Origin of the sequence: Syntrophotalea carbinolica DSM 2380, from assembly GCF_000012885.1 — a bacterium.
Lineage (GTDB): Bacteria > Desulfobacterota > Desulfuromonadia > Desulfuromonadales > Syntrophotaleaceae > Syntrophotalea > Syntrophotalea carbinolica.
The window spans coordinates 1,742,938-1,759,776 of sequence record NC_007498.2 but is presented as its reverse complement, the minus strand read 5'-3'; the positions used below and the strand labels follow the sequence as shown (position 1 = coordinate 1,759,776).

At 51.5% G+C, this 16,839-nt stretch carries 16 protein-coding genes and 3 tRNA genes; 3 read left to right on the top strand and 16 right to left on the bottom strand.

The window, feature by feature from the left end:
• Positions 1 to 73 precede the first annotated feature (73 nt).
• Both PCAR_RS08435 and PCAR_RS08430 read right to left on the bottom strand, forming a co-directional pair.
• Positions 74 to 571, bottom strand: coding sequence for an HIT family protein (locus PCAR_RS08435; protein ID WP_011341233.1), 498 nt, complete (start codon positions 569 to 571; stop codon positions 74 to 76).
• Between the two features lie 23 nt (positions 572 to 594).
• Positions 595 to 1,101 carry a metallophosphoesterase family protein gene (locus tag PCAR_RS08430; RefSeq protein WP_011341232.1) on the bottom strand — a complete coding sequence of 169 codons (507 nt, stop codon included), beginning with the start codon at positions 1,099 to 1,101 and terminating at the stop codon, positions 595 to 597.
• Positions 1,102 to 1,422: 321 nt separating this feature from the next.
• Between PCAR_RS08430 and thrC the strand changes: the two genes are divergently transcribed.
• Positions 1,423 to 2,814, top strand: coding sequence for a threonine synthase (gene thrC, locus PCAR_RS08425; protein WP_011341231.1), 1,392 nt, complete (start codon positions 1,423 to 1,425; stop codon positions 2,812 to 2,814).
• A 185-nt stretch (positions 2,815 to 2,999) separates the two neighbouring features.
• Here the strand turns inward: thrC and glnA are convergent, their stop codons facing one another.
• The 6 genes from glnA to PCAR_RS08395 form a co-directional block, all read right to left on the bottom strand.
• A complete protein-coding gene (glnA, locus tag PCAR_RS08420) occupies positions 3,000 to 4,409 on the bottom strand; it encodes a type I glutamate--ammonia ligase (protein ID WP_011341230.1) in 1,410 nt (469 codons plus the stop codon).
• Positions 4,410 to 4,467: 58 nt separating this feature from the next.
• Entirely contained in the window at positions 4,468 to 4,806 is a 339-nt protein-coding gene (locus tag PCAR_RS08415) for a P-II family nitrogen regulator (RefSeq protein WP_011341229.1), read from the bottom strand.
• Between the two features lie 372 nt (positions 4,807 to 5,178).
• Positions 5,179 to 5,691 (bottom strand): NUDIX hydrolase, encoded by a 513-nt coding sequence (locus PCAR_RS08410; protein ID WP_011341228.1) that lies wholly within the window; start codon positions 5,689 to 5,691, stop codon positions 5,179 to 5,181.
• Entirely contained in the window at positions 5,688 to 6,212 is a 525-nt protein-coding gene (locus PCAR_RS08405; protein ID WP_041531311.1) for a ferredoxin domain-containing protein, read from the bottom strand. Before PCAR_RS08405 ends, PCAR_RS08410 begins: the two co-directional genes overlap by 4 nt.
• Before the next feature lie 363 nt (positions 6,213 to 6,575).
• Entirely contained in the window at positions 6,576 to 7,919 is a 1,344-nt protein-coding gene (locus tag PCAR_RS08400) for a GTPase (protein ID WP_011341226.1), read from the bottom strand.
• Positions 7,920 to 7,939: 20 nt separating this feature from the next.
• Positions 7,940 to 9,430: an aldehyde dehydrogenase family protein gene (locus PCAR_RS08395; RefSeq protein WP_011341225.1), complete on the bottom strand. Its 1,491-nt coding sequence runs from the start codon at positions 9,428 to 9,430 to the stop codon at positions 7,940 to 7,942.
• Positions 9,431 to 9,837: 407 nt separating this feature from the next.
• Here PCAR_RS08395 and lpxA point away from each other — a divergent pair, with 407 nt between their 5' ends.
• Complete coding sequence (lpxA, locus tag PCAR_RS08390; protein WP_011341224.1) at positions 9,838 to 10,629, top strand: acyl-ACP--UDP-N-acetylglucosamine O-acyltransferase; 792 nt, start codon at positions 9,838 to 9,840, stop codon at positions 10,627 to 10,629.
• A 15-nt stretch (positions 10,630 to 10,644) separates the two neighbouring features.
• On the opposite strand, the gene PCAR_RS08385 is transcribed toward lpxA, so the two are convergent.
• A complete protein-coding gene (locus PCAR_RS08385) occupies positions 10,645 to 10,965 on the bottom strand; it encodes a DUF2845 domain-containing protein (protein WP_011341223.1) in 321 nt (106 codons plus the stop codon).
• Positions 10,966 to 11,275: 310 nt separating this feature from the next.
• Here PCAR_RS08385 and PCAR_RS08380 point away from each other — a divergent pair, with 310 nt between their 5' ends.
• Positions 11,276 to 11,497: a hypothetical protein gene (locus tag PCAR_RS08380; RefSeq protein WP_011341222.1), complete on the top strand. Its 222-nt coding sequence runs from the start codon at positions 11,276 to 11,278 to the stop codon at positions 11,495 to 11,497.
• A gap of 169 nt (positions 11,498 to 11,666) precedes the next feature.
• On the opposite strand, the gene PCAR_RS08375 is transcribed toward PCAR_RS08380, so the two are convergent.
• From PCAR_RS08375 to PCAR_RS17805, 7 genes are all read right to left on the bottom strand, one after another.
• Positions 11,667 to 11,741 (bottom strand) — tRNA-Val (locus PCAR_RS08375).
• 111 nt (positions 11,742 to 11,852) lie between these two features.
• Positions 11,853 to 12,257 carry an acyl-CoA thioesterase gene (locus tag PCAR_RS08370; protein WP_011341221.1) on the bottom strand — a complete coding sequence of 135 codons (405 nt, stop codon included), beginning with the start codon at positions 12,255 to 12,257 and terminating at the stop codon, positions 11,853 to 11,855.
• 85 nt (positions 12,258 to 12,342) lie between these two features.
• A complete protein-coding gene (locus PCAR_RS08365; RefSeq protein WP_011341220.1) occupies positions 12,343 to 13,017 on the bottom strand; it encodes a Crp/Fnr family transcriptional regulator in 675 nt (224 codons plus the stop codon).
• A 219-nt stretch (positions 13,018 to 13,236) separates the two neighbouring features.
• A tRNA-Leu gene (locus PCAR_RS08360) sits at positions 13,237 to 13,323 on the bottom strand.
• Between the two features lie 203 nt (positions 13,324 to 13,526).
• Positions 13,527 to 14,438: a tetratricopeptide repeat protein gene (locus PCAR_RS08355; RefSeq protein ID WP_011341219.1), complete on the bottom strand. Its 912-nt coding sequence runs from the start codon at positions 14,436 to 14,438 to the stop codon at positions 13,527 to 13,529.
• 370 nt (positions 14,439 to 14,808) lie between these two features.
• A tRNA-Leu gene (locus PCAR_RS08350) sits at positions 14,809 to 14,895 on the bottom strand.
• A gap of 124 nt (positions 14,896 to 15,019) precedes the next feature.
• The gene (locus PCAR_RS17805; RefSeq protein ID WP_011341218.1) at positions 15,020 to 16,675 is read right to left on the bottom strand and encodes an MraY family glycosyltransferase; all 1,656 of its coding nucleotides are present in this window, start codon (positions 16,673 to 16,675) and stop codon (positions 15,020 to 15,022) included.
• Between the last annotated feature and the right edge of the window lie 164 nt (positions 16,676 to 16,839).

The window sequence follows — 16,839 nt, the reverse complement described above, 5'->3', positions numbered from 1 at the left end:
TTTGATTTATCGATGCTTTCTAAGACGTTATGTTGTCACAACGAGTAAAAATGACATGGCAGACAGAAGACCCTCAGGTGTCGAGGGCATTAAAGCCGTTCAGGAGGATAGCATAGGTTTCCTCAAGGTGCTGGGGCACAACATGCACATCGGCAAACACCGGCATAAAATTGGTATCGCCGGTCCATCGCGGCACGATGTGCATATGCAGGTGATCCGCCAGGCCCGCACCGGCAATCTTGCCGATGTTGATACCGATATTGAACCCGTGAGGCTTGAGACATTCCTGCAAGACCCTGCGGCACTTACGCAGCAACTGGAACATCTCCACTTCCTCCGCAGATTCAAGATCAAGAATATCCGGAACATGTCGATAAGGAGCGATAAGAAGGTGCCCGTTGGTATAGGGATACTTGTTCATAACCACAAATACATGCTCGCCCCGCCATAGAATTAACCGTTGCGCATCCTCCCCTTGAATATCGCGCACACAAAAAACGCAACAGTCTTTGGCTTGCCGGTCCTTACATTCCAAGTAAGTCATGCGCCATGGCGCCCATAAATGCTTCATACCTACCCCTTTAACGACACGAATCAAAACCGCTGATCATCAAGAGACACAATCCTGCCGCGGATTCCCGAATCGTCCACTTCAAGCATTCCCACACTCGGCGGAAAACCGCCTCGCGGGCTGGTGGCACTCCCCGGATTAAACAACAACATATCGTTCAATCGCCGACAATCGGGCATATGGGAATGTCCATAGACAAGACAATCGAGAGAATCGGCATCAAACTCCCTCAATACGCGGGTGCCCAGCCCCTCAGGTGGCCCCCACCCATGAATCAAGCCGAACCGGAAACCGGACACCTCAAAAACCTTGCGAACAGGCAATGCAACAGCAGGAGAATCCATGTTGCCGCGAACAGCATGGACAACGCGCGGCGCAAAGATATTCAACAAGTCGTGATCGACCAGATCACCGGCGTGCAAAATGACTTCAGCGTCACGAAACAACCTGCCGTCAAGAGCGTCAAGAAAATCTCCATGACGCATGGCCTGCCGTATATGAGTATCGGAGAGTACACCTATTTTCAGCATAAAAGGAAAACATCCTTAGATCACGTGTTTTAAAAATACCCCCATGAAACAGCACTCCAACAAGCTATCCCCTTTCTACAGCCTGAACCGGGTACTGTCAATCCCCATCCGAAAAAGTTCAAGCCCCCCGCCCTTTCCACCGAACTATCAGCATAAACTGGAAATCGGGCCATGTCTGTCAGGCTCAACTCTTTTATTTTCGCTCCGTTACTGGTATAGTTTGCGGGTCGATTGCAACGAGCATTTCGACCTGTCTACAGGATACACATTACTGCCGGCAAACGGCAGATGCCCTTATCAGCATGAAGGAGTTTTCAAGCGATGCAATACATGAGCACCCGCGGTACGACCAGCGGCATTAACTTTAAAGACGCAGTCATGATGGGCCTGGCGGATGACGGCGGCCTGCTGCTACCGGAATCGATCCCCAGTCTTTCCCCCGGAGACATCGCCGCCCTGACTAAAATGGCCTATCCCGACCTGGCCTTTCGCATTATCTCCATGTTTGCCGGGAACATTCCCGCAGCAGACCTGAAGCAGCTTATTGATAAATCCTACCAGACCTTCAGCCATTCGGAAGTTGCACCGGTCGTTCATAAAGACGGAATCTACATCCTCGAACTGTTCCACGGCCCAACCCGGGCTTTCAAAGACATTGCCCTGCAGTTTCTGGGCAACATGTTCGAGTACCTGCTCAAACAAAGCGGTGCGCACATGAATATCCTCGGCGCCACCTCGGGCGACACAGGAAGTGCTGCGATTTACGGTGTTCGAGGCAAAGAAAATATCAATATTTTCATTATGCACCCCCACCAGCGAGTGTCCCCCATTCAGGAACTCCAAATGACCACGGTTACCGACCCCAATGTCTTCAACCTGGCCATCCGCGGAACCTTCGATGACGGGCAACGCATCGTGAAGGAAATTTTTGGCGATCTGGACTTCAAGGGAAGCATGTCCCTGGGCGCCGTCAACTCCATCAACTGGGCAAGGGTCCTTGCGCAAGTCGTATACTATTTTTACGCCTTCGGCCGGGTCCAGCGCGCCACCAACTGCCAGGAGGTCTACTTCTCCGTGCCAACGGGGAACTTCGGCGACATCTTTGCCGGCTATATCGCCAAACGCATGGGGCTGCCCATCCGTCGCCTGATTCTGGCTACCAACGAAAACGACATCCTCACCCGCTTCATCAATCAGGGCGATTACTCGACCGCACAGGTTGTGCCGACCCCATCACCATCCATGGACATCCAGTTGGCCAGCAATTTTGAACGTTACCTGTTCTACCTGTTCAACCAGGACCACGCAAAAGTACGCAATGCCATGGCAGAACTGGCCGCCAATGGCCGCCTGAAGTTCGAAGCTGAAGACATGACGCGCGTAGCCAATGACTTTTTGGCAGGATCGGCGACACGCCAGGAAACCCTGGACACCATTCAAGCGTTCCATAAAGCCACCGGCTACACCCTGGATCCTCATACGGCGGTTGGCGTTAAGGTAGGTAAAGAGCTCACCGGTGGCGAGGTACCCCTGATTTGTCTTTCAACAGCCCATCCGGCGAAGTTCGGAGAAGCCGTCAAGCAGGCCATAGGAGAAGATCCTGAAATGCCTCCGGAGTTCAAAGGGATCGAAACCAGGGAGCGGCGCTGTGAAATTCTCGACGCAGACACAGAAACCATCAAAGATTACATCAGCCGAAAGGCCTTACGATAAAACATTCACCCGCTAAAGCACAAAGCCCCGATCTTTTCAGGATCGGGGCTTTTTTTCTGCCATATTTTTCACCCAGCCCCGATCTTGCACAATACCTTCAAGCCAACGAATACCTAAAGCCTGTTTATGGACAATAAAAAAGGCCCCCGATGAACGGGGGCCTTTTTATTGATCGGTAAAGCTTTTTAGCAGTCGTAGTACAGAGCGAATTCCTCGGGAACCGGACGCATGCGAACGGGATCCACTTCATTTTCGGTCTTGTACTCGATCCATTTCTGGATAACGTCTTCAGTGAAGACATCGCCCTTGAGCAGGAAGGCATGATCTTCCTTGAGAGCACTGAGAGCTTCTTCGAGGCTGCCGGCAACGCTGGGGATGTCGGCCAGCTCTTCGGGGGGAAGACCGTAAATGTCTTTATCCAAAGGCTCGCCCGGATCGATTTTGTTTTCGATACCGTCAAGGCCGGCCATCAGGATGGCGGAGAAGCACAGGTAACCGTTAGCCGAGGGATCGGGAGTACGGTACTCGACACGCTTCGCTTTGGGGCTGGCTGCCTGAGGAATACGCAGAGCGGCAGAGCGGTTACGACCCGAGTAGGCCAGGTTTACCGGAGCTTCAAAGCCGGGCACCAGACGCTTGTAGGAGTTGGTGCTGGGGTTGGTGAAGGCACACAGGGCTTTGGCATGCTTGATGATACCGCCGATGAAGTACAGGGCAGTTTTGGACATGCCGGCATAGCCGTCGCCAGCAAAGGTGTTTTCGCCGTCTTTCCAGATGGAAACGTGGCAGTGCATACCGGTACCGTTGTCGCCGAAGAGAGGCTTCGGCATGAAGGTAACGGTTTTGCCGTTGCGGACGGCAACGTTTTTGATGACGTATTTGAACCACTGCAGGGTATCGCCTTGCTCCAGCATGGTATCGAATTTGAAGTCGATTTCGCACTGACCACCGGTAGCAACCTCGTGGTGAGAAGCTTCGATGTGAATGCCGACTTCCTGGCAAACCTGAACCATCTCGTTACGCAGATCCACCAGGGAGTCGGTGGGAGCGCAAGGGAAGTAGCCTTCTTTGTGACGGGGTTTGTAGCCGAGGTTGGGGAATTCTTCGCGGCCGGTGTTCCAGATACCTTCAGTAGAGTCGACGCTGTAGAAAGACTCGTTGCAGCTGGAGGCATAACGAACATCGTCAAAGATGAAGAATTCGGGCTCGGGACCGAAGAAAGCAGTATCGCCGATACCAGTCGACTTGAGGTACGCTTCAGCTTTCTGGGCAATGAAGCGAGGGTCGCGAGAGTAACCTTCTCTGGTAATAGGATCGATAATGTTGCAAATCAGGCTCAAGGTCGGAACCTTGATGAAAGGATCCAGCTTGGCAGTTTTGGGATCGGGGATAATAGCCATATCGCTGTTATGGATAGGCTGCCAGCCACGAATGGACGAGCCATCGAAACCGAGACCTTCTTCGAAAGTCTCTTCGCTGAATTCACAAATGGGTACCGAAACATGCTGCCAAATACCGACAAAGTCGAGGAATTTATAATCCACCATCTGGATGTTGTTTTCCTTGACGAACTCCATTACCTCTTTAGGCGTCATTGCGATTACTCCTTTGACTGAAATAAAGATAACCGTAAGATCCGGAAACTAGGCCGGCCTACAGCGCGTCCTCACCTGATTCACCCGTGCGGATGCGAACAACTTCATCAACAGGGCTCACAAAGATCTTACCGTCACCGATGCGACCGGTACGAGCCGCATCACTGATTGTTTCGATCACTTTGGCAACCATATCGTCGTTGATGATGATTTCGATTTTAATTTTAGGGATGAAGTCGACCACATACTCAGCACCGCGATACAGTTCGGTATGCCCTTTCTGTCTGCCGAATCCCTTGGCTTCGGTGACAGTAAGACCCTGGATACCAACCTCATTCAGCGCCTCTTTAACTTCATCGAGTTTAAAAGGTTTGATAATTGCCTCAATTTTCCTCATCAATCGGCCTCCTGCAGACGATGTTCCTCGACAGCCCTCGCCGCCCGTTATCACCGTAGCCGGCTACTGGAGCAGCGCCGGTCTCCTCATAGATCCTTGGCAGCGGTCTTTCTACGAACTTGTTCGCAAGAACAAGCAAATTAACTGCCAAAACCGTTACCTTCAAACATAAAAAGACTATCTATATGATTTTCAAGGAGTTTCGTGCGTTCCATGAAAACCTTACGGAACCCGTACCGTCCACACCCCGTTGTCAGTGCCCAATATTTAGACAAAATGGCATAAACGCTGACTATTATTTAAACACAACCTGACCGAAATGCCACAGGATAAAGTCAACGACACCTGGCTCTTAATGCCAACGGAGGGACACTAACACCATTTGCTATACATTTGCCACTCTTCTTCGAAATTAGGCGTAAAATATCCCGTGCCGAGCCTGCTGACAATGTCCTCAGCGGAGAAAAAACGAACCGCATCAATTTCGCTAGGATCGAAACGAATTTCACCATTGTAACGCGTCAAATATGTGGCGACATTCTCTGATTCAAAATGGTTCCGGATACGCGAATGATAGAGAAACTGAAGAGGCACGTCGACAATCCCCAGCTCTTCCCGCATCTCCCTCAAGGCGGCGTCGAGATAAGACTCGCCCGGATCAAGATGCCCTCCGACACTGGTATCCCAGCGCCCCGGTTGCACATCTTTCGACATGGACCGTTTTTGCAGAAGAATCTGCTCTTTGCGGTTCAAAACCAAAACATGCGCAACGCGATGTATCAGGCCGGGATTGCCGTGACAGTCGGCTCGGGTTGCCCGACCGACAATCCGATCGTCGTCATCGACGATATCAAACCACTCCTCGCCAGCCATCCCTTCAATCATTTTCTATCAAAAAACGGATTTTTACCGGTTATCGAGAGAGGAAGACCGTAAGCCAGAGCGATGTCTTCTCCCAGTAACCCGAGTTCGAGAGCCGCCTTGCCCGCCGTGTAGAGAATGCGGTTGTCAATACGCAGATCGGCGGCCCTACTGACGGCTGAACCGATGGCGATACCGAGATCGCCGCTGTTAAAAGCACAGACGCCGCCGGCCCGCTTGAGCTCCTGACAACTGTCGAAACCGCAATATCCGCACTTGGGCAACCCCAGAGGCTGATTTTTGTTGCCAAATAAAATGATAAGTTGAGCCTGACTGACATTGCCGGCATCGCGTTCAAAAAAAGCCAGCCCATCCCTTTTGCCGATATGCCGCATACGCTCAGCCAATCGATCTTTTTCTTCCCCATCAACGATGGCGGTGGTCAAAAGATCCATGCTGCGCCCCTTGGGTGCCGTCCGCGCTGCCGCGCAAATCATCCTGGCCATCTCGAGCATCCCGTTTTTTTCGTCATCAAAGAGCAGCACTTTACCTCCTAGTCATCATGAATGAACAAAATACACCCCGCTGGAAATTAAGGAAAGAAGAAAAAAATACTCCCTAACGTATTGCATCCCAGTCGGAAAAAATAATGAATAGCCGATAGATCTAGATAATTTATCAGCATTTCCGGCACTCGGCGATTTCGCCTTCCGTATACGATATCTTCAAGCCGCAAATATCCTACACTGCCGCGCGTATCTGTCAAGATTTTCTTTATGGGCTCAAACCAGTTCGCGCCAATAAAAACGGATAAAGAAAAGGACCGACAACGAAGATACGGAGATCAACGCGAGACAAGGGAAACAAGGACAGGTTATGGCGTACTTGCGCTGAAGGGTGAGGCGCCCCTATGATACCCCCCTCGCCTTATCGAATTTGGCCAACATTCGGAGAACTTCGGTCATCAAAGCGCCGGGAACCAACTCCTTGAATTCGTACCCCACCCGAATAAGAGGTTTGGCTATAGGTATGAGTCGGCCGAGATCAACCGGGGTCGCCGATAAAACAAGATCGCAGGGAACGGCATCGATAGTGTCTTTCAAATCGTTCAGCTGGGCCTTGCTGTACCCCATGGCAGGGATGATCGAGGCCAGTTTCGGATAATCCATAAACACCTGTTTCAAGCTGCCTGTTGCAAAGGGACGGGGGTCGACAATCTCCGCAGCCCCAAAACGCCTGGCAGCGACCACCCCGGCACCGAAAGCCATCCCGCCATGAGACACCGTAGGGCCATCCTCGATAACCAGGACCCGCCTGCCGGCCACCGCCCCCGGATCCTCCGCGGATACGGACAGATCGCCCTGTATCACCCTAGTTTCAGGTACGGTCCGTTGCAAATTTTGGAGAACAAGGCCGAGTTTTTCCGGAGGAACGCCGTCGAACTTGCCGACGATGACAAGATGAGCGCGCAAGACGTTGATATAGCCTGGATAATAAGACAGCTCATCTCCTGCCCGTAAAGGATCGACAAGAACGATCTCCAGATCCGGACGGTAAAATGGCGTATCGTTATTACCGCCATCCCAAATCAATACATCCCCGGCTTTTTCTGCGACCTTAAGGATAGCCTCGTAATCGATACCGGCAAAAAGCGGCACTCCCAGTTGCAGCAAAGGCTCATACTCTTCGCGCTCTTCAAGGGTGCAACCTTGGGCATCGAGATCTTCCGAAGAACGAAACGACTGTACCGCTCGACGTTCGAGACGACCGTAAGCCATGGGATGGCGCACCACGACCGGGTTGCGACCCTGCTGGCGCAATGCCCGACACAAAAATCGGGTAACAGGACTTTTGCCGCACCCCGTGCGCACAGCACACACCGAAATAACAGGCAAACCGGACTGGAGCATGGTACGGTCGGCACCGATAAAATAAAAATCGCAACCGGCCGCCAAAAGACGCGATGCGATTTCCATGACCCGAACATGGGATATGTCACTGTAAGAAAACACCGCCGCATCGATTTTGAGTCGACCGACCAGCGCCTCCAGGCCGTCGTCGGCAAGAATCGGTATGCCGTCGGGATAAAGAGGGCCGGCCAACTCCGGAGGATACAGGCGTCCCACCTGAAACGGAATCTGTGATGCGGTAAAAGCCACGACCTCCACATCCCTGCGGTGGCGATACAACAGGTTGAAATTATGGAAATCGCGGCCGCCCGCCCCCAAAATAAGAATGCGCATAGGCTTCATATCGGCTCATAGTTGGATTTTCAGGTTATGTCGATCTGGGCCTTCTGCAATTTACCGCTGAAATCGCGATACACCACCTTGATGCGGGAAAAGAAATCAAGTGCCCCCATACGTCCACCAGCCTCCGGATGACCTGACCCCGAATGCTTAAACCCACCGAAAGGCAATTGAATTTCAGCGCCGATGGTGCTGGCGTTGATATACACCAACCCGGAGTCCAAGTCCCCTTCTGCCCGTGCGGAAATGTTTACATCGCGCGTATAAATCGCCGTGGACAGACCGAAGCGGCTTTGATTGACGATGGCAATGCCCTGTTCGTAGGAGTCACATTTTATCAGGCACACCACCGGTCCGAAGATCTCTTCCTGAGCAATGCGCATACTTGGCGTCACGTTGGAAAAAACCGTCGGTTCGACAAAGTAGCCTTCGGTAAGCCCATTGTGCTTGGCCTGGTTGCCGCCGCAACACAACCGCGCCCCCTCATCTTTACCGATGCGTATATAGTTGAGTACTTTGTTTAATGCCCGCCGGTTGATCAAGGGGCCGACGTCGGTATCTTTTTCGAGTCCGTCACCCAGGCGCATGGCATTGGCGGCCCGCACCAGACGATCGAGGAACTCATCGTACACTTTTTCATGCACGATAATGCGACTGGCGGCGGTGCATCGTTGCCCTGTCGTTCCGAACGCGCCCCACAACACACCTTCAAGGGCCAGATCCAGGTCGGCATCGTCCATAATCAGGATGGCATTTTTTCCGCCCATTTCCATGGCAATGGGCCGATGCAATTGGGCCACGGAACAAGCCAGCGCTTCGCCGACGGAACAGGAACCGGTAAAAGATACGCCCTGAACATCAGGATGCATGGCGAGTGTCTCGCCTACTGTTTCCCCGGCACCGGTGATCATATTTACAACCCCCGGGGGCATGCCGGCCTCTTCCAACACCTCCACCAGGCGCGTCGCACACAAAGGCGAATCGGAGGAAGGTTTAAATACGACCGTATTGCCGCAGATGAGACTGGCGAAGATTTTCCATGAAGGGATGGCTATGGGAAAGTTCCAGGGGGTTATCAGAGCGAATACGCCCCATGGAACCCGAAAAGACTTGGCGTCTTTATTCGGAAGTTCGCAAGGCACCGTCTCGCCTTGCAGGCGACGCCCTTCACCGGCCATAAAATAGGCCATATCGATGGCTTCCTGCACATCGCCGAGGCCCTCAGACAAGACCTTCCCCATTTCACGCGTTACCAACTGCCCAAGCTCATCCTTGCGACGGCAGAGAATTTCAGCCGCCCTGAACAGAATCTCGGCACGCCTTGGCGCGGGCATGGCCCTCCACCCCGGAAATGCATCGACTGCGGCCTGAACCGCTCGATCGACATCGGACTTGGCACTTAAGGGATACCGTGCTACCACCTCCATATCATGGGCGGGATTCACACTCTGTCCATATTCGCCCGTCGATGGGGGCACCCATTGACCACCAATGAAATTCTGTATTGTCGTCATCACGATAACTCCTGGCCCTTAGTGATTTTTCGCTATCACACCACGGTAAACTGCACAAAGCAGCGAACATGATCATTTTCAGCTTATCAGATGCACTTTACCTTGCAAGAGACTGCGCAAACCTCACTGACCGGGAAGCTTGTCATGACTAACGGGGGGGAATTACAAGGGATTATAAAATTTTGCGGGAAAGCCATGGCGGCAGAGATCAAATCGTCGCAAGAATATTCACCGACCTCATGTTTGTCCGAAGATTTGCGAAGTCCGACCATCTTCTGGAATCTGACCCCATCGAAAACCCTTGTATGCCAGCCCTATTTGCGGCAGTATATAGGCGATCGGGGCAGCACCGAACCAGCTGAAAAACCTCGCGCTTCATTAACCACCTTATCGTCGAAGGAGCCATTATGGCCATCATCCATCCAACCGCAATCATCGACTCGTCCGTCAACCTGGCTGAAGATGTCGAGATCGGCCCCAATGTCTTCATCGACGCCAACGTCACCATCGGAGCCGGCACCCGCCTCATGCATGGTGCGCATATCGGTCGCTGGACAACGATAGGCAACGGCAACCAGATCTTCCCCTATGCCGTCATCGGGCAGGCCCCGCAGGACATCGGTTACAACCAGGAGGAAGCCCATACCGTTATTGGGGACCATAATATTTTTCGCGAGGGCGTCACCGTCCATCGAGGCAACCGCGAGAACACCTCAACCGTCATAGGCAACAACAACTTTTTTATGGTCAACAGCCATATCGCCCACAATTGTCGCATTGGCGACCACGTCATCCTGGTGAACGGCGCCCTACTGGCCGGCCACGTCGAAGTCGGCAATCGCGCCATCATCTCGGGCAACTGCCAGGTACACCAATTTGTGCGTATCGGCGAGCTGGCCATGATGCGTGGCGGCTCTGGCGCCACCAAGGATGTGCCGCCTTTTTGCATCAACGACGAAATGAGCTGGATCCGTTCCGTCAACCTGATCGGCATGCGACGCAACGGTTTCGACACCTCCCGCATTCTTGCCGTTAAACGAGCTTTCAAAGCCATTTTCCGCACCGGGAAACGCCTCGAAGACAGCATCCAGGAGCTGGAATCTCAAAAAGAGGTGACACCCGATGTGCGCATGCTTATCGATTTCATTCGCGCTTCGAAACGAGGCGTCGGCAGCGGTCGGGGCAAACTTGCCGAATAAGCCCACAAACCGCCACTAAAACCCCTTGTCGCCGTTTCTTATTTCGATAAGCTTGTTCCCTCGAAAATGCAGAATCTGCATGAACTTGCTTGGGCCGAAATTATACGTCCACTCTTCCACAATACGCTTGCTGTAGGTACCGTAGCCGTATTCCATTTCGACATCCTCACCAATGTATTCCCGCAATAAAGGTTGGCCGCATTTGACCAGCACCTCGGCTTTGGTGTCACCCTCTCCCACGATCCTATTCCCACATCGCATGGCCGATACCGTGACCGAACCGGCTGCCAGGAAAATCACGGTAAAAAATGCGGTGAACACTCCGAAATATCGCATATAGCCTCCTTTCGTTTTCAATTAAACAGGGAGATCCCCCCCCCTGTGCTAAACGCTTCGACTTCTATTCTATCAACACGGCAAACGGTAGACACGCCCAGGTTCTGATGTCAGCATAGATTGAGCGCGTTGCGAAACCGAAAAGGCATCGTTCCCCGGCAACCAACAGCCATCTGATGCCTTGACCGGAAGGTCCTCTTAGTTTTAGACGGATATCCGGCAACCATGGTTGACAAAAAATAGAGCCAGCATTTAACTTGGAATTATGGCAGCAGAGTATGTTTCTCCCCCCGCAGCAAAGGAGTTCATCATGGCCACTGAATCTTACAAAATAGCGAACAATCTTGATGAATCGTCCATAACCCGAATTCGCCATCTGGAAAAAGAACTGGGAGCCTGCATCCTCGCCCTGGAGCCTCACAACACCGTTAAACAGCTTTGCGAGGAAGACCTCGAAAAGGTGCAAAAACTGGAAAAAGAGTTGCATGTCGTTTTACTGGCCTATCGCCCGGAGGTCTGCAGTATGCACTAGGTTAATCGAATCCGTCAGATTCGCACGCTCCGATTGAAATGTGGAATTATTGATCTCTTATCTCCGGTAAATAAAACAGCCCGCCCTGTTGCCAGGCGGGCTGTTGAGTCCATATGCTGATCAAATTAAAAAAGGGGTTAGATCTACATGATCTAACCCCTTGAATTTATGGTGGGCGTTACTGGGATTGAACCAGTGGCCCCTGCCGTGTGAAGGCAGTGCTCTCCCGCTGAGCTAAACGCCCGAAGTGATTGAATTTATATCAAGCGGTGCGGAACAAGTCAATAAAATATTGCCCCAATTTCGACCTGCCACCAATCCGTGCCGAGACCTGCTTTGTCCGGCAAACGAATCTTTACGGACGGGCAGCCAAAAGTTTTTCCAATACCGGTTTAGGCAAGGACACAGGTCTCTTGTCAGCCCCCACTACAATATGCCGCGTACGCCCTTCAACCAACAATTTAGCGTCGCTGTTTCGAATCCGATAGGTGAACTCCAGAAGCCGACTGCGGGCTTTTGCCAAAGTCGTCTCTATGCATATCCGGTCTTCATAAAATGCAGGGGCCCGATACGTGGCGGCGACCTCCGAAACGACCACGTAAAATCCGTCGCGCTCCATGTCGCTATAGGCCAACCCCTGCTGGCGCAGAAAATCGGATCGCGCTTCTTCAAACCAGACCAGATAATTGGCGTGATGCACCACGCCTTGCGCGTCGGTTTCCGCATAGCGCACAATCAAATTGGTTGTTGTCGTGACCATGTAGCTCCCAAAAACCGAGTAAAAAAGAGACGCCGATCAGGCGATATGCTGCACGCTCGTAATTAAACCACCTACCGGATGCTAGCTATTCCTTGTATTTGGCTGCCAGGTCCAGGAGCCCCTGAAAATTCAGGATTTCAATATTCCGCCCCCTAACCGCAATAAGATTTTCGTCGGACATCTTACGCAACGAGCGGGACAATGTCTCACCCGCCGTATTCAGATTGGCCGCCAATTGCGTCTTGGAAACGGGCAATCGGACTTCCCGCTGCTTCATCTCAGACAAATCGAGCAGATAGCGAGCTAGCCGCGAAGGCACATCCTTGAATGTCAGGGATTCCATATGATCCATGAGTTCTCGCAGGATTCGCGAAATACCACCGATCATGTTAATGGCGAGCTGCGCATTGCAATGCAGAAGATTAAGAATCGCCTGTTTGGGAAAAAACAACAGAACCGAATCCTCAATCGCCTGCGCATAAGCAGGGAAAACACCCACGTCGAAAATGGCGGCCTCGGCAAAAGTCCGGCCCGGATGGGCAATACGTAAAATGCGTTCACGACCATCCGGAGACAATTTGAATATCTTCACCTTGCCCTCGATAGGAATAAAGAACCCCGTGGCGTCATCCCCCTCGGAAAAAACCATCTGCCCTTTGACATACTTCTGCCGCCGGGCGATGCCCGTCAGGTCATCCAGATCTTTATCGGTGACCCCGGCAAACAAGGGGCAACGCTTTATAGCTTCACGCTCATCCATTCGGGAGTCCCTTGGAACCTCGGCATGTAAGCATCCATGTCCCGAGATCGTAAGCAAAAGCAGCGAAATCAATAACCGTACTTCACGCAATATCATTTTAACGTGAAGGTACACCGAGAAAAGCTGGAAGTCATCGTCACAAGACAACCATCCCATCTACCGTTGACTATGCCAAAGAAAAAAGGGCCAGCGATTCAATCGCCGACCCTTTGATTTCTTTGGTGCCGAAGGGGAGACTCGAACTCCCACGGCCCTACGGCCACTAGACCCTGAACCTAGCGTGTCTACCAATTCCACCACTTCGGCTTGAAGCGAAGGGTCATATTTTCAAGTAGTTAACTTGATTTTGACCTTTCTACATTCACCCTGAATCAAGATCTTGCAACAACCACTGGGATAGCTCATGGCTGCTCTTTCAGGTGACTTTTTCGTACCAGTTTTAGTGCCAGTGTTTGTACCACTATCCCGACTCATCGTCAAGCAAAAGGATAGTGAATACAAAACCTTTCCTACTTATTGATTCTCTCCCAGATTTCCTTGGCCCGTCGCTGCCCCTTTTCAATTTCGGAAGGTGATAACTGACCTTGTGCAGCCTTCATGTTTTCATGAGCCTTCTGATTATTGTTTGCAGCGGACACAACCCACCACGCATAAGCATCTATATTGCTTTGTGTAACACCCAAGCCTTGGATATATAAAAACCCTAGATTCAATTGAGCTTTGGCATCCCCCTGCTCAGCAGCTAACCGGAACCATTTCGCAGCCTCCTTGTAATCTTGAGGTACGCCTTTTCCATTGCAATACATAGTACCAAGAATATGTTGCCCGCCAGCATGCCCCTGCTCAGCAGCTAACCGGAGCCACTTCGCAGCTTCCTTGTAATCTTGGAGTACGCCCTTTCCATTGCAATACATAGCACCAAGAAGATATTGCCCGCTAGCATGACCCTGTTCAGCAGCTAACCGGAGCCACTTCGCAGCTTCCTTGTAATCTTGGAGTACGCCCTTTCCATTGCAACACATAGCACCAAGAAGATATTGCCCGCTGGCATGCCCCTGTTCAGCAGCTAAACGGAGCCACTTCACTGCTTCGTTGTAATCTTGAGGTACGCCTTGGCCTTCTTTATAGCGAACACCAAGGTTATATTGAGCTTTGACATACCCCTTTTCAGCAGCTAACTGGTATAAACTCACTGCCCGTTTGGAATTTTGCGGTACGCCTTGCCCTTTATCATACATGGTACCGATGTTGTATACAGCAACAACACTTCCCTGCTTGGCTGCGGAAAGCCACAAGCTATACGCTTTCCCAAAATCCCCGGCATCGTATGCCTGAAGCCCCTCCTCAAAGAAACCGGCCCAGGCGAAAGACGTAACGACCAACAACAAAATAAGACAAATCGTAGGGACCCTGAGCCGCATGTAGCCTCCTTGGAATGATATGCAACGACCTTAAAAGATTGGAAAGGTACCATGAACATATGGCAGGCTCAAGAAGATAGCACAAGCTCCCACCCTTCGAATCCCGCACATATGGTCCTTCAGGCAACGGTTGACCAGAAGGATCAGGAGGTAAACTTAGAATCATCAATGGACAAGCAGCCTTCAGGTTCACAGTTCTGAATGGACGCTTAGCAGCAACCCTTGAAATGGAGGTAAAAATGAGCGGCGCACTTGAGGGAATACGGAAATGGGGCATAAAAAAACCTGGCTCCTCTCGGCTTGTACCAGACTTGGTACCAACAGAGTGAATCCAGGTTTAAGCCCTTGATCAACAAGGGGTTCTTTTGAATGGTGCCGAAGGGGAGACTCGAACTCCCACGGCCCTACGGCCACTAGACCCTGAACCTAGCGTGTCTACCAATTCCACCACTTCGGCTTGAAGCGAGACAACTTATAGCAAATGGCCGAACCCAATGCAACAAAAAAGTTTTCGGCCATGCGTTTTTTTTCTTCCCCAACTGTCGTGTGAAATTAAGGGGTTGAAAAGAACCGTATAAACCTTACATACCACGCAACACAAACGTAAGCAGCAGGCCGTGAATACCCCAGAACACCCACCGAAGCATCAGCCGCGAATGAACCGCCAGGATCTTAAACGAAATGAACAGCACCATCCCCTTGAGGATAACCTCATGCAATCGATAGGTCAGCTTCAACTCCGGCGAGATAATCGCCAGGGAAAGCGCCATGGCAAACAGCAGAAAATCCATCGACGGCTGATACAGAAGACGCTCACCATTCCGAAACAGGACCTTATAAACAACCAGCAACCCTCCCACGAAAAACAACAGATTGCTGAATATCGACTGAGAAAGCATGAAACCGTCGCCGGAAAGCCCCAGTTGTTCACTCTGAAAAGCGATGAGCATACCCGACATGAAAAGCAGCGCCATCAGAAACGGATTGCGTAAATCCCTGGAGATAAAAAAGGATACGGAGCTGACCAACAGCAAGACAATGGATGTACGGAAAACCTGTTCACCGACATCGATGGGGCTGAAAGCCGTCCAGGTGAAAAACACGAGCAGCAAAACCGCCAATACCGGATCGACCTTGTGGTTCCAATGTGCCAGAAAACAGAACAGCCGTGACTCACGAAGGCTCCGATCCGAATCCCGGTTGAGAAGAGGAATTTTATCTTTGTATTGCAACGACAAACGCAATGCAGAATAAAACAGAACAGACAAGACGATGTAGGAGAAAAGCAACCAGTGGGCAGGCTGCTCATAGCAGAACATGGCCACCAGAGCCCAGAACAGGGTCAAACCGTGAATGATCAATACCGTAAAGCGGTGATGGAAGCCAAGATCCAGAAAACGATGATGAACATGGGTACGATCCGGCAAAAAGGGATTGCCGCGCCGCATCAGACGCTCACCCATGACGCGCACGGTATCGATGATCGGCAAGCCAAGGATGATAAAAGGGATGACAGGCTGTACTGTGGAGCCGGACGCTTGAGTCAGAAAAATCGCCAGAAAACCGAGCAGAAAACCGACGGTAAGGCTGCCGGCATCCCCCATGAATATGCGGGCGGGATAAACATTGAAACGCAAGAAACCAAAAATTCCCCCGACCAGGGCCGCACACAGGCTCACCACGACCATATTACCGTCCAGGTAGCCGAGCAATATGAAAGTCCCCAGAGCCACGGCGGCAAACCCGCCGGCCAGACCATCCAGTCCATCCAGCAGATTGAGGGCATTGATAACGCCGACGATGGCAAAAACGGTAAAGGGAATCCCCAACCATGTCGGCATTTCGATAACGCCGGTACCAAAGATATTACCCAGGCTGGTGATATAGAGATTGCCGACAGCGATCGTTACCAGGCAGCCAAAAATCTCCCCCATAAATTTCTTTTTGGCGGACAGCCCATAAAGATCATCGACCAAACCGGTCGCGAACATGATCAAAGACCCGGCCAGGATCCCCTTGACCTGACGGCCGATATCATCGAAGACCAGCATGGCGAATAAAAAAGCGATAAATATGGCGACCCCACCGAGACGAGGCTTGGGTCGTACATGAACCTTGCGGCCGTTGGGAACATCGAACTGCCGTTTCTCAATGGCCCAACGACGTAGCGCAGGCACCATGATGAGCGCCATGAACAACGCCGTCATAAAAATATACAATTGATGCAACCAAACCATTTTTATCCCCTCCACTTAAACCATCACAGCGATCAAGCCTATGTATAATAAATAACAATGAGACTTTTTCAAGTTTTTTGCAGTAAATACGTTTTTTTGACACGGGTTTATTACCCGAATTCACCCAGCGGCAATCCGTCGACGTTGAAGACCAGCCTGTTCAG